Raw genomic sequence first — 16,412 nt, forward strand, 5'->3', positions numbered from 1 at the left:
TTGCCAGCTAGCACCCATTTTGCTGGCGTGCTGTTTTATTTTTTACTGTTTTTACGGGGAACAAATCAATCACACCTTTCGCTACTTTACTGATGTTGTTGATCGCCTTTTCAGGATTATCCACATCACCCGAACCGCGTGCTTGCCAGATCACCGCATTTGTTTTGCGGTCGATAGCCTCGATGATCAGGTGACCATAACGATAACGCTCTTTTGCAACAGGGTAATATCCACCACCATAAAAGTAAGGTGAGAACCATGGTCTGTACCAGCCCCAAGGACCACCCCAGCCATAATATCCGCCACCGCCATAGACCAAACGGCTTTTGTTGTTGACGATGGTAATATAACGGAATAATAAATCTGGATTATCTTTTGAATATTGGAGTCCCTTTGCCTCTAAAGCCGTATTTGCAGCATCCAAAATATTAGTTTTGGCAATGTCATTGTCAAAATAAGATTTCGAAAGCGAGTCTACCGGCGGTAGCCAGGCATACGTTTTGAAAGGAGTGAAATCCATCTTTTCTACCCGAGTGGTATTATATTGATAAGACGAACATGATGCAAGCGCGATGCAAAGCACCAAAAATAATAGAATCTTTTTCATCGTAGTAATTTGTTTATTAACTGTGATGAATCTACCATGAATATACTGTTTTGCTTTTAAGCATTATACTCATGATGGTTTCATGGCCTATATGGAACTTTTATATTTATTTAACTTGTTTTAATTTCTCATCTATCTGCTTTTACTGCCTTTCTATGACTCAAAGCATTATGGCAATTTGTTGTCTGTGCTGTATGCACTGGAATTATTCTCTAATGTTAGACAAAAAACTATAAATATGGTTTAATCCTAATTGTAAAATTAATATGGATATTTTGCCACCAATGGAATCTGTCTTCCTGAGCCAAAAGCTTTTGGGCTGATCCGGAGGATTGGCGGTGCCTGAAAGCGTTTAAATTCAGCATTATTAACCAATTTACTTACTCTCTCTACTAACGTTTTTTCGAATCCCATTGCTACAACTTCGGAACCGCTCTTTTCATTTTCAATCAACTCAAATAAGATCTTGTCCAGCAGGTCGTACTCTGGTAGTGAATCCGAGTCTTTCTGATCAGGTCGTAATTCAGCAGAAGGCGCTTTTTCGATGGTATTGACGGGGATAATCTCACGCTCGCGGTTGATATAACGTGCCAGGTCGTACGCTTTAGATTTATAGACATCACCAATAACCGAAATGGAGCCAGCCATGTCGCCATATAAGGTGCCATAGCCAACGGCAGCTTCGCTTTTATTTGAAGTATTTAATAGGATATGACCAAACTTGTTGGATATGGCCATCAAGATAACCGCACGCGCACGAGCTTGTATGTTTTCCTCTGCGGTATCAGGCTTTAAGCCCTCAAAAATAGGGGCAAGTGTGTTCTCGTAAGCCGAAGCGATATCTTTTATGGGGACAATATGGTGTTTGCATCCCGTATTGTTCACCAGATCTAGGCATCTTTGATCGAATGGTCTGAGGAGTACACGGAAGGCATTAAAATGGAGAGCACATTGTCAGCGCCGAGGGCTTCACAGGCCAGAGCCGCTACTAAGGCAGAGTCCAATCCACCAGATAAACCGAGGATCGCTCTTTTGAAACCTGATTTTCGGAAATAATCACGCAAGCCTAGGATCAACGCATCATGGATCAATGCAATTTCAGCTACCGGATCTTTGATGGATGCCGTGGTTGAGGTAATATTTTTTTGATGATAGGTGACATATTGCAGATCACTATCAAATCGTTTTAATTCGGCAACCTTTGTTCCGTCATTACTAAGTGCAAGTGATCTGCCATCAAAGATAATATCCATATGTGCCCCCACCTGGTTCACATAGATTAGTGGACGGTTGGATTTTTTGACTTGCCGGGAGAGTACTTTGACACGTTCATCAAAGTGCGTGTAGGAAAATGGTGAGGCAGCAATATTGATCAAAAGATCCGGGTCCTCTTTTCGGAGTTCGGCCATGGGATCACCCACGTAGGAGTTGCCACCCTCATCGTCGTCCCAGAGATCCTCACAAACTGTCAGGGCAATTTTTACACCATTCAATATGATGCAGTCGAAACGCTTGTTGGGTTCGAAATAACGGTATTCATCAAATACATCATAATCGGGTAGCAGGCCTTTTTTACGATATTTCGAACAGCACCCTGTTCGATAAATACTGCGGTATTGTAAAGTTCCTTTCCTTCGGGATCACTGTTTGTGACCGGAGCTCCAATAATACAGGCAATTTCCTTACAGTGAGCGGCAATCTGGTGAATAGCCTCATTACACTGTTGCTTAAATACTTTACTTCGCAATAAGTCTTTGGCGGGATAGCCGCCAATAGCAAGCTCCGAAAAGATGATAAGGTCTGCCGATGCTTCTTTGGCTTGGTTGATTGCTTGAATTATTTCCGCTGTATTTGCTTCAAAATTACCGATATGGTAATTCAATTGTGCTAAAGCTATTTTCATCCGTATTTATTTTTTTTTTATTAGATCCGCAAGGTTGTTTGAAAAAACAGGATGGTTTCCGGTTCTCATTATCGGGATAGTAGATCCTAATACATTGCAGTGTCTATCTACAAATTTATTCCTTTTTATTGAAAGTGTTTCTTTTATTGATCACTGTTTTTTAAAGAATCCATGCATGCCATTAGTGTGTTTATTTATCTCTTTTGCACCAGATCCGCACGGATGATGCTAATCTGTCGATTCCCTTGCATAATGATTAAAAATATTGCAGATGGAAAAGATCATGTTTGCTTGTAATATAGTGCTAAATTGTTTTAACATAATTTTAACAACGTTAAATGCTGTTAAATTTCTTGACATGAACGGAAATGTGTCTTACCTTTGATATATCAAAACAGAAAGATATATACAAAATAATATATAAAGAACTTTTCATAATTTAGGTTAATAATTGGTTAGGTAAAGCTCGGAGTTCCCCACTTCGAGCTTTTGTTATTTAAAAACCTTTCTTATTCACTCATTTCGATCGTCATTTAGATTTATCACAGGTTAGAACTAGTGTTATAGGATTGCTGTCCTATCATTACATAGGTACCATAGTGATACTTTATGAATACTTAATCCATACTGTACGTATACTGAAACCTGCTTTTACCTGTACATTGTGGTTAGTGCTGTTTCTTTTCTGAAAATGTTTTATAATATGTTGACTGTTTGGTTGTTGGGTGTTTTTCTTATGTTACATTCCAAGTGGACATTTAGGGACATTTAGGGACATTTGACCCCATTTAGGGACATTTGGGACATTGCTTATGGGATCTTGTCTGATATTTATGCTATGGCAAGACAAATTGGAATAATTAAAATAAAAGGAAGTATCGGAGATCTTAGCTTTTATGAAAGTGCAGGAGTACAGTTGGTACGTAAAAAGACTGGCGCAACAAAAAAACAAATTGAGACGGATCCCCGTTTTCAGCGGACGAAAGAAAATGCGCAAGAATTTGGACGAACGATGAAGAATTGCAAACTGTTAAAGCAGCGATTACAGGATATTCTGTTTCAATGTACAGATAAAAGTTTTTTTAATAGGCTTGTGAGCCGCATGTCTATGGTTTTGAAATCAGATCCAGTACATCGGAGAGGAGCGCGTATTGTCACTGGGCGGGGGCTAGAATTATTAGGTGGATTGGAAACCAATCGGAATTTCAAGTTTAAAGACCAGGTTTTGACTGATATTCATGTATCATTTGATGTCACAAAGGAGAGGGTATCGTTGCGATACCAGCATTTATTCCCGCTCAACGAATTCGACGTTATGAAACGAGTACACATGTGCAATTGGTGTTTGCCGTGATAGAATTTGGTGCGGCCATTCCAGCGCAGATAGAGCCAATAGTCTGGCGATCCGATCATCATGCCTTATCCAATGTTCGGCCTATTCCGGGTATAAAGATTTCGTTCGGCTGGATTCCTAAGTTGGGGAATGCACTTATTGTTTTAGTTGGAGTGTGTTATTTTGAGCAGATTGCAGGCTCCTATTTTCCAGTAGTGAAGGGGAAGTATAATGCAGTTTCGTTTGTTAGAATATTTTGTTAATGTTTTAAGTGTTGATTTCTAATAATCTGATTTTATTGTTGTTCTGTTTAAATGGTTGTTGTTTGATTATTTGTTTTGTTTTTTATGTATTCTTTTTTTTAATAAAAATATTGTTTAAGTGGTTTTTACTGTTTTTATTTCGTTTTAATAGCTATGTCTTGGTTTTTGTTTTCTTTTTTTTCATGTTGTTTTGTTTTTTTAATAATAGAGAACTATATTTGCGATAGCTAGCTATAATTTTAAATTTTGTTAATTATGAAAAAACACTTTATTTATTTATTTTTTAATGTTGTTTTCTATTACAACATTTGCTCAAACCTCTGCTCCTATTGGTCCAGCTCCGACTGATAATCCCACGTTTAATTACAGCTCCCTGATAATTTCAGGGCAACTAAGATTGTTGAAGCTAAAAAAGGCAATGATGGGAATTGGTATTGTCTTGTGAAATTAGAAGCGCTAAATGTTAAAAATAATAGACCTGATATTACTAATTATGATGAGGCTCCATCGTTTTATAACACAGTTTACATTTTGGATAATAGCGGCTTGTCCTCAGACCCAGCAAACAAACAATATTATCGTTGTTTCCACTACACAAGTTATGACCCAAATATCTCGGGGAGAAATGAGGTGTCAAAATATAAATGTTATAATCAATATGGTCCAACCGGTGAAAATGGTTTTTTTATATGGTTAAAAGCAAATTATGGTACTGCTACCCAAATTGGGATAGTTCCAAATCCTGGAGCTAACAGTATACCTTTGCCGAATTATATGGGAGGTAATGAATATGATATAATATATTCCATCTCTGCATATAAAGGTCGCTTTGTGAATTGGTATGTTAGAATGGAAACTTATCCTAACGGTTATTTAGGGCCGCGCCAAGAACCTTTGAAAATTGATTTGGTAATAAGTCGACCTAGCAATTAATTTTGAGAAAACAGAAGTCATATTTGGATAATATGGCTTCTGTTTTTAATATGCGAAATAGATTTTGTATCGAATGAGATACAACATTTTAGCAATTCCTTTTATTTTTTTGAGATTTATATTTGCAATAGTTATAACAAAAGGTGATTATTATTACGAAATGTGGGCTGTTTCGTAACTTGATGACAAATTTCTAGATATTGTGAATGATTTGGGATAAAGGTGACCTCTTGCATTGTTTCTTTGAAAAATAATTAGATTCTGATCTATTATGTAGTGATGCGTTTTTATATGAAAGCTGTTTTCTTTGTTTTTTTCTTTTTTCTTTTTCTCGCATCAAGTTTTGGTCAAAATGAATCTCGTATTTTATCACGAGTGATTTCGAGTGTACAAGATAGTTTGAAGGAAAATATTTTAGATACTGTCAATATTACTCGGAATTATAGGACAATAACTATAGATGATATAAAAGAAAAAAATTTCTCCACAGCATATGATCTGTTAAAAAACGATCCTAATTTTAAATTTGAAGATGATGGTGTTTATTATCAAGGGAAATTACTGACAACTATAAAAGTCAATGGACAAGTTTTTAATTTCACTTCTCCGGTTGAATTATTGAAAATGTTCCCTTCAAGTATCCTCTCTTCTTTTAATTTGGACCCATATACAGATCCATTGAATAAGTTTTGGGGGAATGAGAATCTTGTTATTAATTCAATTGATCTTCGTACGCCTAATGGAAAAATATCTGGTGTGCTAGGAAATATGGCAATGAAATATAATTTTCGGAAGAAATACGACTTTCTTGGCAATACGATTTATTTCAAAAATAATACAACCACTTTGTTTGATTTGAACTTGAATAACAATTCTTGGGATTGGGGAGCGGATGTTGGGGAAAATTTGAATAAAGTGGTCAATAGTAAGATTTCAGTTCAAAATACAACGAAGTTTAAAAATGGAGACCTTTCTATAAAGGCTGGTTATGCTCATAATAATATGCTTTCCAAAGATTACTATATTGATAGTTTAGCCGTATTGCAAGCGTCGATAAATGGCGGAGGTATTGAAAGAGTGCAGAAAAGTTTCAATCGAAGCTTTAACGTTAATTCTACATTAAACCAGGTGTTCGATAAGTTTTATTTTGATGTAACATTGAGTGCTCAAAAGATAGATTCAAGAGTAGTAATAGTAATTTAAATGATACCGCTAACGATTTTCTTTCGAATGATTCGTCTGAAATAGAGGGTTACAATGGAGGAATAAATGTTGGTTATAAGCTTTATAAAAATCAGCTCTTTTTGGTTACAAGCACTTCGTTTGGACAAAACAAATCCGTCAATGAGAATAATTATCAAAATGACAGTATTTTCAATAGCTTATCCGGTCGCAGTAAAAGCGATTATATTCAAAGTAAAATATCTTTGAAATTTAATTTTAGCAAGGTTTTTTGGGAGACGTATATTATAATCTTAATCGCTCAAATGCTGTATCAACAAATCAAATAAATTCCGCAGAATCGGTAGAGGTTAAACTGAAAAATCAAATTCAAAATATTGGGACAACATTTAGGTGGTCAAAATCTAAGTTTGATTTTAATACAAATATTTATTATGAAAGATCGAACAATAAATTTGAAAATGATTTAGAACACAAATCAACAATGCGGAACAAAGGCCTATTGTATAATTCTTCTTTGATAGTTAGAGGTTTAAAGTCCCGTTTAAATAACACGTTTACTTTTGGAAAAGTAATTATTTATCCTACGCTTTCCCAAAAAAATCCGACAAATGTAACATTGTCTGACAATTATTCTAGTATTGGTAACCCCGATCTGAAAAATCAATCTGTATTTAATTTTAACTGGAGTTCCAACTATCAACTTAAAAACGCTGATAATTTAAATCTAGGCTTTTCAACTTCATTAAATAGAAATAAGATTATAGAAAACCTATCTGTTTTGAAGAACGATACTACTATTTCGGGAGTAGATTTTATTAAAGGGATTAGATTATTATCATATGCTAATTCTAAAAACACGAATAGTCCAAATTCCAATCTAGTATTAACTTATGTTAAAAACAATCTTTTTATACCGAATTTAAACCTGCAAAACGGATTATCTTATTCTATTAGCGCAACAGATAGGTACATAAATGATAAGAGTTTTTCAGATAAATCAACTACGTATTCTGCTAATATAAATACCTTTTATTATCGAGAAGGATTCTCTGCAAATATCTTGTACAACCTTTCTTTAAATCACAATAGCTTTATAAGCGCAGAGGAAAATCAACTTTCTAGTACTTTTCGGACGCTGAGTCAATCCATTTCAACAACAGCTAAGCTGAATTATTTTGCTCTTTTTAATTTGGAGATTAGTAATAACTATAATGTCATCAACTCGTCCGGAATTTCATTTGAAAATAACCGTACAGATGTAACGCTATCTCAGAAGTATTTTAAAGGCAAGCTAGAGGCCAGTTTAAATATTTTTGACCTGTTTAATCAGATGAGACAAAACAAGATTTTGAAAAATGATTTCTTGATTAGGAGGGAATCTAGGTCAAATCTGATTGGAAGATATTTTCTATTGAATATCACTTATAAGTTTCAAAATTTGAAATCCTAGTTTATAAAATAGTATTAATAACAATTTAAATTTTAATTAATGAAAAATTTTGTATTTTTTTGTTTGTTTTGATCTCATTTAAGAGCTTCTCTCAACAAAACCAATTACCGCTCGAAGGAACCCCAACTAACAAACCTTTATATTTGGCAAATAGTTCAGATCGGGTTGTGGCTTCAAAGATCATGGAAGCACGAAAGGAGCAGATGGTAATTGGTATTGTCTGGTTAAATTTGATATATTATCTTTCGATTCAAGTAGAAAGCCTGTTTCTGGAATGTCAAATGTTCTCCCAGGTAACATTACCTTGTTCCGTAGCAGTAATGAACTTCAAGGCGGGGTCTTTGCTCCTGCGGATTTGTATTCAAATACACAGACTGGTTATTATTATGATCCCAATGATCCTAGTAGAAATTCTTTAATAGAGTTTAAGGCTTTTATTAGGTATATTCCAACAGGGGAAGATGGTAATTTTATTTGGATAAAAGCAAATTACGAGAGCAGTACTGAAGTTGGAGTTGGGCCATATTTCAATGGGCCTGTAACAAATGCTGGCAATAGCTTTGACTTCATTTACCCAATAGTATATATGAAGGGAGGAAAGTTAGATTTTTACTACGTAAAATGGGGGCTTTTAAAGGTGGAGGTGCTAGTTATGTAGGTGAAGGGTTAAAAGTCAATTTGAAGATAAGAAAGCCTATTTAGTAGAAGTACGAGAATTTTTTTATTATCTGCTAGGTGTAATAAAAGAATAGGTTATCGTTTATATCGATATGAATAAGAAACTACAGAGGCCATTGGTAATTGGACTCTGTAGTTATTAGTGAGTAGATTATTTTATATCTACAACTTCGATAACAAAATCTAAAGGAGAATTAGCTGGAATTTTTCCCATTGCACGGTTTGCATAACCCCATTTAGAAGGAACCATAATATGAATCTTGGAACCCTTTTGAAGTCCTTTTTCGGTAAGTCCCCTAGTTTCAAGTCGCCAATTTTCTTTGGTGCAAAGGCAAATGTCCAAGCAGGTATAATCGTGCTCTCAAAAGGATAATAATAACCGGTATTGGTGAGGATCTCAAAGCTCGCTGTTTTATCAGTTTCGGTTTGGTCGAAAATACTGCCATTTAATAGTCTACCAGTATATTTTACAGTTGGCTGAACTTTAAAGAGTTTGGCATTTAGAGTGTCCACGATTTTATATTGATAATTTCCTTCGCCTTCGGCTAAAATTTCATACCAAATTCCCTTTTCTGAATCGTATTGTGCATTAGGATATTTGCTGTCAACATAATTTTTAAGCAATGTAGAATCCGTCTTAAATTGCCCCTCTGCGTCATAAACAGGAGCATCTTCGCTTTTACTACAACTAACAGTAAATAAAGCAAGAGCTGCGATTCCTAGAAATAATGGCGATAAGAATTTTTTCATAGTGTTATTTGATGGTTTTAAAAAAACATTTTGATTTTAAAAATGGTCTCTAGCAAATGTATATTATTTTTTGTTTTCATGTGCTGTTACTTCAATAATTAACATTTTGATACAGTAATTAACATTCGTTGGCAGATCGAAATATTAGACAAAATTGTGCTGTGATCATTACTTAGTACTTCAACTAAATTTTTGATAGCAACAGCATTTGTACTATAGCATCGAGGTGTTCAAAAAAACCATTCTCAACATGAGAATGGTTTTCATAAATTATCTATTTTATTAATTAGAAGTTGCAGCTCCAATAGCTACCAAATCGATTGTATATACCACTGGCGTGTTTTTAGGAACAGTTACTTTTTCGCTTCCAGCAGTGTATTCTGTTTGATCAAAAGTGTAGTAAGAAGGGGAAATAAAACTAATCTTATCACCTTTTTGTAATCCTTTAGGTAATAAGCCTTCAAATCTTCTATCCTGGCCTTGAATATTAATAATCGTAGGAGCAAATGCTTGAACCCAAGCTTGTTTGTAGATAGAAATAGCTTGACTAATATTATTGTAGACTTTAGGAATGCCATCTGTATTCTTGTCAAATAGAGTTCCGTTCATTAATTCGCCTCTAAAATTTAAAGTTGCAGACCATGTATTTATTTGAGGTCCATAGTAACCCATACTTCCAGTATAAGTATAAGGGGTTGTATTGCCCGTTGCAAGTTCGACCTTGTACCAAATGCCTGTAGAATCAGAATATTTTGCGTCTGAACCCCATTTGGTTTTAGCATATTGCTCTAATTGAGGAGCTTGAATTCTTAAAAGTGAATCTCTACGCTTTTTCTTTTCTGGCAGCTTCTATTTGTTGTCTATTCAACTCATCATAATCGATGTTATCTTTGTTACAAGACGCGAAGATCATTCCCAGACACAAAAATGCCATTAAAAATTTCGTGATATTTTTCATAATTTCTTAAAGTGTGTATTAATTATAAAACTCAAAACGCACTATCGCTTGGTTTCGCTACACAAATATGTTAAATTATTCTAAAAAATCATTTAACTCTTTTGAGTTCAGGTATTTTTGTTGTATATTTTTAAGCGAAATTCCTTGTCAAATCGAAGAATACTCGGGAAAATTATTCGTTTTCCACTTAATAGCTGTAAGGCCAGCGCATGATATTGTCCAGTTCTTTTTTTTGCGGATTTTGCTTTCCAAATGCTCTGATCAAAGGTAATTTCCTGCACAGATTCTGCATCCAGTTGGACCGCGTAGTAACTTTTATTGATTACTGTAACAAGATCCGGCTTTGTAAATATTTCCCGTTCCATTTTTCGGCAATAGCTGCACCAATCGGTATGGATAAAAATTAGGGTCTCCCGTGGTGCTACAGCCAGCAGGGAGTCGAGCTGTTCAAAGCTGACCCAATTTATCCGCTCTTGCCCAAAATGGAAGAGCGGATAAAGTAAGCTGATCATCAGGGTGCTTATTTTCCTAAAATATTTCATTGTTCTCCTTTTGTTTATGGGAAATTTGTCCCAGTACGCATGTCCTAATGAAAATGTCCTACCCGAAGACCAAAGGTATATGTTCGTGGACGTGTAGGACCATAGATGTAGTCTGAATCCCGTAATGCACCTTTGTCAAAATCCTTTTGAAAGGCGTTGAACATATTCTGTACGCCACCAAAAAAATTCGATACTAAAATCCTTGTGCACAGGTAGTGTATAGCCCAGACGAAGATTTAATTCAACAAAATCACGTGCGTTTTTGAGCGTCATGATATCTTGCTGGATATGTGGTACAATCATTTTGCCTGTATATACTCCTGTCAGGTCGACAGCGAACCGCTTCGTCGCTTTCAGATTTGTATTCATATAGCCGTAAACATTGGGCGTACGCACATATTGCTTTGTCCAGATATCGTGCGAATCGTCTTTACCTTCGTAGATCAGCTGGTCTTTTTATAACGCGAGCGTTGGATTGTTCCACCAGCTTGAAACGATAACCACGATGACGGAGCAACATTGATTTCAATGTTGGAACCATATACACGTGCACCTTCGCCATTTTGCATCTCCTGAATGATTAGGCCATCTTTTTCTGAGGCCATGACATTGACAAACTGATTATTGAGGTCGGTGTAGAAACCTTCAACTAGAAAACTCGTTTGTACATTTCCAAAATTCTTATTGTAACTAAACGACCCGGTATAGGCATTGGAATATTCTGTTTTCAAGTTTTCACCGATCAGGACAAATACCTGGTTGCCACCAATGGAAGTCACGTGCATGTCTTCGTTAAATGCCTGTGGGGCCCTGAAACCACGTGCGTAGCCACCTCTAAACTGTAGATCTTTTGTCAGATCATATAGGATCGTTAACCGTGGGCTGAATGTTCCGAAACGTTGATCCGAACTGCGGTTTATCCCAGCCAAGCTGTATTTGCCATCGACATAGGTATAATCGTATCGTGCACCGATCAGGGTTTTAAATGTCTCAAAGGGCTTCCATTCGTATTGAGCATAGGTTCCCAATCCTTTATTCTGCTGATCAATTGTCCGCTTATAACCGGGGATTTCATCCTGTGTGTCATTGTAGGAGAACTCCACACCTGCAGTAAACACATCTTTTTCAAAATTGTAGGTATACTGACTTCCTACAACCAGTGCAATATCGTTTGTCTTTCCATATGAATTGGATGCTAGCGTACTGTCTGCTAGTGTTGTCCCGCCACCAAGTCCGCCATAATAACTATCACGAACGGTTTTCTGGACGGAACCATACGCCGAAATCTTGTGTTTAAAGTCTTCGGAATAACGGTCATAAGTAATTCCACCAACGATAGAACTGGTTTGCAACTGTTCGGTAATCTGGGTCAGGTGCGGAGCTTTATCGAGTTGGTCTCCGCCACGACGAAATTCATTGACGGTGCTAAAATCTACCGTAATTTTATCGAGGTCGCTTGGTTTGTAAAATAATTTGGTGCCAAAGGTGGTGTTTCGAAGCTTGGTGATCTCCGAAAACCCATCCCCATTGGCATCATAGGATTCTCTATTACGGTGCATACCATAAAATGTTGCACCGGTATTTAGGTCCTCAGCAACAAGGGATGTATTGAAGTCTACGGTATTATCCCAGCTTTTGCCTCCAATCAGTGAATTGGTGGACTTTACCTGCCAATCACTTTCGACGGGATCTTTTGTAATGATATTAATGGTTCCGGCAATGGCATTGGCTCCAAAAAGTGCTGAACCGCCACTACGTACGACCTCGATCCTGTCGATCATACTGGTGGGGATCTGATCCAATCCGTAGACACTGTTTAACGCCGAAAATACAGCTCTGCTGTTAATCAATATCTGTGAATATGGGCCTTCCAGACCATTGAGCCTAACTTGTGAAAAACCACAGTTTTGACAATTGTTTTCCACGCGCACGCCGGGCTGGTAATTCAGGGTCTCAGACATCGCTACAGACTGTGTAGCATTAAATAGTTTGGGGCCGATGACATTGACTACAACAGGTGCATCCTTGCGTTTTACACCGTAACGGGTTGCGGAGACCACCACCTCATCGAGATTAAGGTTGTCTTCTTCGAGCTGGATCTGTAATGGTGATTTTAAGGTATCCAAAGCGACTACCTTCGTCAGCGAACGATAGCCCACGGCGGAGATATTTAACGTTACTTTTGGGGTAACAACGGTGTTGAATTTAAAGTGTCCATCAGCGTCCGATGTGGTGGCTGATTTGCTATTTTTATAGCTAATGTCCCCGAAGCAATGGCTTCCCGGTTTTTATTGATTAAATATCCTTCTAGTGGTGACTGTGCATATATTGAGGATGTTCCGGCCAATAGTGTAGCCAGTAACGTGTATTGCTTTAGCATTTTTATCGTATTGAGTATTTCGTATTGAGATCTTGGCTGCACAAGCTTGTAGCTCCCATAGGGTATACTTTTTTGCCTTAGGTGTAGATACTAGTCTTTCATATCTAGTCCATTAGGTGTATTGTATCGCTAGGGCATGCCTTCGTCTTGAAACTTGCTAAGATGCTATGATATAAGTATATGAGCGGAATTCTTCCACTTTCTTTTTTAAAATGAAGACATCGGTTTTTGTACTTATGGTCTATTGAAACCAAAGCCTTTAATTCCGTTCCGGCGAACCTGAAAATAGATACAACGACAAGTGCTAAAAGCGTTGTCTTAACCTATTTTACTGGATGTACGTCAGAATAAAAATGAATTGTGTTATGCTAAGCTAGGAGGCCCCGGAGGTAATAGGGACTGCTTGTGATGTTGGTAACTTCTGGGCAGATCGAACAATAATCCGTTAGCTGAATTTCCTTTGGTATAGGAAGCTCGAGAATAATGAAATCGGTCTGTACGTAATTGTTTTGATAAATGACATTCAGATAATCGATCTGATCGTCGGTCTCTTGTGGTTTTTCTTTTTTGTAAAATCATAAGGGTGCGTGTGCATCACGATTTCCCCATTTGATTTTACCTCTTTGTGCATAAAAATAACACCCGAAAGAATAATCAGCGACATCAAAGCCAATTGGAATGATGCGATAAGCTGACGCAGATTTCTTGTTATTTTCGATTGCATAAAAAAGCGCTACTTGTTAGAGTAACGCTTCAAAAATACAATTTTTATTTAGCAGTATATAAGTATACTTGATAAAATTATTATTAAGTATTGCGCATGTGGCTCAATACTATCTGATCAAATGATTGTTGTCATCCGGGAATACTAAAGATGGTTTAAACTGCTTCGCTTCCTCAAAATCCATTGTAGCATATGAAATAATAATAACAATATCACCAACCTGCACTAGACGTGCTGCAGCTCCGTTTAGACAGATCGTGCCCGATCCGCGTTGTCCTGGAATGACATAGGTTTCCAGACGGGCCCCATTGTTATTATTTACGATTTGAACTTTCTCGTTAGCGATGATATTTGCAGCGTCCATCAAATCTTCATCTATCGTGATACTACCCACGTAATTCAATTCCGCCTGTGTGACTTTCACGCGGTGAATCTTGGATTTCATTACTTCTATTACCATGGCGCAAAGGTAGAATTTTTTTATTAAGCTAATATCATATTATCAATAAGACGGACACCTTCTACCCATGCTGTGACCAGCGCAACATGTTGCTTGCTTGGATCAATCTGTTGGACTTCTTGTAAGGAACTGCTTTCGCAGATTGCAAAATATTCGACGGTTACTCCCGCCGTATCTGTCAAAATCGCTAAAGCATTATTCTTAATTTCTTGTAATCCGGCATTGTCCGAAATATGATCTTTCACATATTGTAATGAACGGGAAAGTGCCAGAGCTTTTGTTTTTCCTTCTTCGCTCAGGCGCATATTCCGTGAACTCAGTGCTAAGCCATGTTGATCCCTGATGATGGGACAGATTGCCAACTGGATCGGAAGATCTTTGATCTCGATCATGCGTTTGATGACCATCACTTGTTGGAAGTCTTTCTGTCCAAAACAGGCGATATCGGGCTGTACTAAGGTGAACAATTTATAGACCACTTGTGTTACACCCTGAAAATGACCCGGACGTTTTTCACCTTCCCAGATTTGATCCAATTCACCAAGATCAATATGCCAATTTTCATCTTGGTCGGGATACATTTCTTCTACACTTGGCATAAATAAAATGTCACAATCGACGGATTCCAAAAGCTTGATGTCATTTTCAATTGGACGCGGATATTTTTCTAGGTCTTTGGGGTCATTAAACTGTGTAGGATTAACAAAAATGCTACAAACACGAATATCACTAATGGGTTTCGCATAATCTAATAACGATAAATGTCCTTCATGAAGTGCTCCCATGGTGGGGATCAAGGCTATCTTTTTACCTGCCGAGCGTGCTTTTTGGAGATGTGCTTGGAGGATGCTTTCGTTTTGAAAATTTCCACTTTGCTGAATAGTTTTTGTTCGCAAAGTTGCATATTATTTTGGGAATATAAAACGATGATTGATAGTAAATTGCATGGTAAGTATTTTTTTGTACCTTTGTAGACCGATTTTACTGTTCGAAAATAATAAATAAAAATAACTGGAGATGGCAAAAACGAAGATATTGTTTATTACTCACGAGATGTCGCCTTTCCTCGAATTAACCAAAATTTCTGAAATTACACGTCAACTGCCTCAAGCGATGCAAGAGAAGGGTTTTGAAATCCGTATCTTGATGCCTCGTTTTGGGAATATCAATGAGCGTAGAAATAGATTGCATGAGGTGATTCGTCTTTCAGGCTTGAACATTGTTGTGGATAATAATGATAATCCGCTAATTATTAAAGTAGCTTCACTGCCTGCAGCTCGGATGCAGGTGTATTTCTTGGATAACGAGGACTACTTTCAGCGTAAAAAAGTTTTTAGTGATGAGCATGGCGAATTCTTTGCAGACAATAATGAGCGTTCGGTGTTCTTCTGTAAAGGAGCGTTAGAAACTGTTAAGAAATTAGGCTGGTCGCCCGATGTAGTACACTGTCATGGCTGGTTCTCTGCTTTGGTACCTGCTTACGTGAAAACAACGTATAAAGATGATCCTACATTTAAGGATGCAAAAGTGATGTATTCTTTGTTTAACGAAGAATTTAAAGGCACATTGGGTTCAAAGTATGCTGAAATGGCACCAGAGGGTGCTTTTAAAGCTGCAGATGCACAAGTGTACGGCGATGGTAGTTATGAAGCAATCTATAAAGGTGCATTACATTTTACGGATATGGTTGTCGTAGCTGATGAAAATGTCAATACTGAGATTGTTGATTTCGCGAGATCCAAAGATATTCAGGTTTTTGAGCCTAACGGTGATCAGGACTATGATGCTTTCGGAGAGGTGTATGATCAGTTCGCGCCTGAAGAAGTGGAAGCATAGACCCTTTTCTTGAGGATCTGCGTAAAACAAACAGACAATAAATTATTAAAAGGGCTATTTCCGATGAAATAGTCCTTTTGCTTTTTCTGAATTGTCTGTTTTTATTGCATTTTATTATTGAGATATCCATGAGCTTGCTAGGCTTGGTTTATTGGTCGGAAAGAACTTATGGTCGATTTTCCTGGTCTTTGGTGATTTTAATACATTTCTTAACGCTTCGTATTCTTACAGGGACACAATGCCCGATAATAAAACTCCAGTTCAAAATATCGGCACTAAAATGGTATCTTCGTAGCAACGAAGCGTCATAAGCGTAGATAGGCCCTTGGGGCAAATAACCAGCTTAAGATGGAAAGTATGCTAGTATGCTATTACAGGATAAACGGCATAGAACGAGTTTATTTATTACG

18 protein-coding genes and 1 pseudogene are annotated in these 16,412 nt (G+C 37.0%); 7 read left to right on the forward strand and 12 right to left on the reverse strand.

Translation table 11 applies throughout. The features are described 5' to 3' along the window. Positions 1–7: 7 nt before the first annotated feature. The 3 genes and pseudogenes from KUH03_RS24085 to KUH03_RS46580 form a co-directional block, all read right to left on the reverse strand. Positions 8–607 (reverse strand): DUF4136 domain-containing protein, encoded by a 600-nt coding sequence (locus KUH03_RS24085; protein WP_257087181.1) that lies wholly within the window; start codon positions 605–607, stop codon positions 8–10. A gap of 261 nt (positions 608–868) precedes the next feature. Continuing rightward, positions 869–2,016, reverse strand: a pseudogene (locus tag KUH03_RS49075) (NAD+ synthase). 80 nt (positions 2,017–2,096) lie between these two features. Beyond that, complete coding sequence (locus KUH03_RS46580) at positions 2,097–2,510, reverse strand: nitrilase-related carbon-nitrogen hydrolase (protein WP_306429133.1); 414 nt, start codon at positions 2,508–2,510, stop codon at positions 2,097–2,099. A gap of 838 nt (positions 2,511–3,348) precedes the next feature. On the opposite strand from KUH03_RS46580, the gene KUH03_RS24095 reads away from it, so the two are divergent. The 6 genes from KUH03_RS24095 (at position 3,349) to KUH03_RS24120 (ending at position 8,332) form a co-directional block, all read left to right on the forward strand. Next, positions 3,349–3,864 carry a hypothetical protein gene (locus tag KUH03_RS24095; protein ID WP_257087182.1) on the forward strand — a complete coding sequence of 172 codons (516 nt, stop codon included), beginning with the start codon at positions 3,349–3,351 and terminating at the stop codon, positions 3,862–3,864. Beyond that, positions 3,843–4,106, forward strand: a complete 264-nt coding sequence (locus KUH03_RS24100; RefSeq protein ID WP_257087183.1) for a hypothetical protein — start codon at positions 3,843–3,845, stop codon at positions 4,104–4,106. The genes KUH03_RS24095 and KUH03_RS24100 overlap by 22 nt, the downstream gene beginning before the upstream one ends. Before the next feature lie 441 nt (positions 4,107–4,547). Continuing rightward, positions 4,548–5,039 (forward strand): hypothetical protein, encoded by a 492-nt coding sequence (locus KUH03_RS24105; RefSeq protein WP_257087184.1) that lies wholly within the window; start codon positions 4,548–4,550, stop codon positions 5,037–5,039. A 276-nt stretch (positions 5,040–5,315) separates the two neighbouring features. Continuing rightward, entirely contained in the window at positions 5,316–6,242 is a 927-nt protein-coding gene (locus tag KUH03_RS24110; RefSeq protein ID WP_257087185.1) for a hypothetical protein, read from the forward strand. Positions 6,243–6,492: 250 nt separating this feature from the next. Further along, a complete protein-coding gene (locus KUH03_RS24115) occupies positions 6,493–7,674 on the forward strand; it encodes an outer membrane beta-barrel family protein (protein WP_257087186.1) in 1,182 nt (393 codons plus the stop codon). Positions 7,675–7,948: 274 nt separating this feature from the next. Beyond that, positions 7,949–8,332: a hypothetical protein gene (locus KUH03_RS24120; RefSeq protein ID WP_257087187.1), complete on the forward strand. Its 384-nt coding sequence runs from the start codon at positions 7,949–7,951 to the stop codon at positions 8,330–8,332. Positions 8,333–8,503: 171 nt separating this feature from the next. Here KUH03_RS24120 and KUH03_RS49080 read toward each other — a convergent pair whose 3' ends face one another. From KUH03_RS49080 to panC, 9 genes are all read right to left on the reverse strand, one after another. Then, positions 8,504–8,602 carry a hypothetical protein gene (locus tag KUH03_RS49080; protein ID WP_373564479.1) on the reverse strand — a complete coding sequence of 33 codons (99 nt, stop codon included), beginning with the start codon at positions 8,600–8,602 and terminating at the stop codon, positions 8,504–8,506. Between the two features lie 782 nt (positions 8,603–9,384). Beyond that, on the reverse strand, positions 9,385–9,774 hold the full coding sequence (locus KUH03_RS24130) for a hypothetical protein (protein ID WP_257087190.1): 390 nt from the start codon (positions 9,772–9,774) through the stop codon (positions 9,385–9,387). Between the two features lie 393 nt (positions 9,775–10,167). Further along, the gene (locus tag KUH03_RS24135) at positions 10,168–10,602 is read right to left on the reverse strand and encodes a thioredoxin family protein (protein WP_257087191.1); all 435 of its coding nucleotides are present in this window, start codon (positions 10,600–10,602) and stop codon (positions 10,168–10,170) included. 135 nt (positions 10,603–10,737) lie between these two features. Continuing rightward, a complete protein-coding gene (locus KUH03_RS24140; protein ID WP_257087192.1) occupies positions 10,738–10,971 on the reverse strand; it encodes a hypothetical protein in 234 nt (77 codons plus the stop codon). 74 nt (positions 10,972–11,045) lie between these two features. Continuing rightward, a complete protein-coding gene (locus KUH03_RS24145; protein ID WP_257097268.1) occupies positions 11,046–12,863 on the reverse strand; it encodes a TonB-dependent receptor domain-containing protein in 1,818 nt (605 codons plus the stop codon). Then, the gene (locus KUH03_RS24150) at positions 12,779–13,024 is read right to left on the reverse strand and encodes a hypothetical protein (RefSeq protein ID WP_257087193.1); all 246 of its coding nucleotides are present in this window, start codon (positions 13,022–13,024) and stop codon (positions 12,779–12,781) included. Before KUH03_RS24150 ends, KUH03_RS24145 begins: the two co-directional genes overlap by 85 nt. A gap of 481 nt (positions 13,025–13,505) precedes the next feature. Next, positions 13,506–13,706 (reverse strand): hypothetical protein, encoded by a 201-nt coding sequence (locus tag KUH03_RS24155; protein ID WP_257087194.1) that lies wholly within the window; start codon positions 13,704–13,706, stop codon positions 13,506–13,508. Between the two features lie 109 nt (positions 13,707–13,815). Then, a complete protein-coding gene (gene panD / locus KUH03_RS24160; RefSeq protein ID WP_104383850.1) occupies positions 13,816–14,166 on the reverse strand; it encodes an aspartate 1-decarboxylase in 351 nt (116 codons plus the stop codon). A gap of 23 nt (positions 14,167–14,189) precedes the next feature. Beyond that, positions 14,190–15,062 (reverse strand): pantoate--beta-alanine ligase, encoded by an 873-nt coding sequence (gene panC / locus KUH03_RS24165; RefSeq protein WP_257087195.1) that lies wholly within the window; start codon positions 15,060–15,062, stop codon positions 14,190–14,192. A 121-nt stretch (positions 15,063–15,183) separates the two neighbouring features. On the opposite strand from panC, the gene KUH03_RS24170 reads away from it, so the two are divergent. Then, positions 15,184–16,002, forward strand: a complete 819-nt coding sequence (locus KUH03_RS24170) for a glycogen/starch synthase (protein WP_120260175.1) — start codon at positions 15,184–15,186, stop codon at positions 16,000–16,002. Positions 16,003–16,412: the final 410 nt, after the last annotated feature.

This window comes from Sphingobacterium sp. E70 (assembly GCF_019285695.1).
Lineage (GTDB): Bacteria > Bacteroidota > Bacteroidia > Sphingobacteriales > Sphingobacteriaceae > Sphingobacterium > Sphingobacterium detergens.

Coding starts and splice junctions, on each gene's coding strand:
- KUH03_RS49080 (WP_373564479.1), bottom strand. CDS start 8,602: ATGGTTCCTTCTAAATGGGGTTATGCAAACCGTGCAATGGGAAAAATT.
- KUH03_RS46580 (WP_306429133.1), bottom strand. CDS start 2,510: ATGAAAATAGCTTTAGCACAATTGAATTACCATATCGGTAATTTTGAA.
- KUH03_RS24155 (WP_257087194.1), bottom strand. CDS start 13,706: ATGCAATCGAAAATAACAAGAAATCTGCGTCAGCTTATCGCATCATTC.
- KUH03_RS24095 (WP_257087182.1), top strand. CDS start 3,349: ATGGCAAGACAAATTGGAATAATTAAAATAAAAGGAAGTATCGGAGAT.
- KUH03_RS24120 (WP_257087187.1), top strand. CDS start 7,949: ATGTCAAATGTTCTCCCAGGTAACATTACCTTGTTCCGTAGCAGTAAT.
- KUH03_RS24085 (WP_257087181.1), bottom strand. CDS start 607: ATGAAAAAGATTCTATTATTTTTGGTGCTTTGCATCGCGCTTGCATCA.
- KUH03_RS24130 (WP_257087190.1), bottom strand. CDS start 9,774: ATGGGTTACTATGGACCTCAAATAAATACATGGTCTGCAACTTTAAAT.
- panD (WP_104383850.1), bottom strand. CDS start 14,166: ATGGTAATAGAAGTAATGAAATCCAAGATTCACCGCGTGAAAGTCACA.
- KUH03_RS24170 (WP_120260175.1), top strand. CDS start 15,184: ATGGCAAAAACGAAGATATTGTTTATTACTCACGAGATGTCGCCTTTC.
- KUH03_RS24140 (WP_257087192.1), bottom strand. CDS start 10,971: ATGAATACAAATCTGAAAGCGACGAAGCGGTTCGCTGTCGACCTGACA.
- KUH03_RS24135 (WP_257087191.1), bottom strand. CDS start 10,602: ATGAAATATTTTAGGAAAATAAGCACCCTGATGATCAGCTTACTTTAT.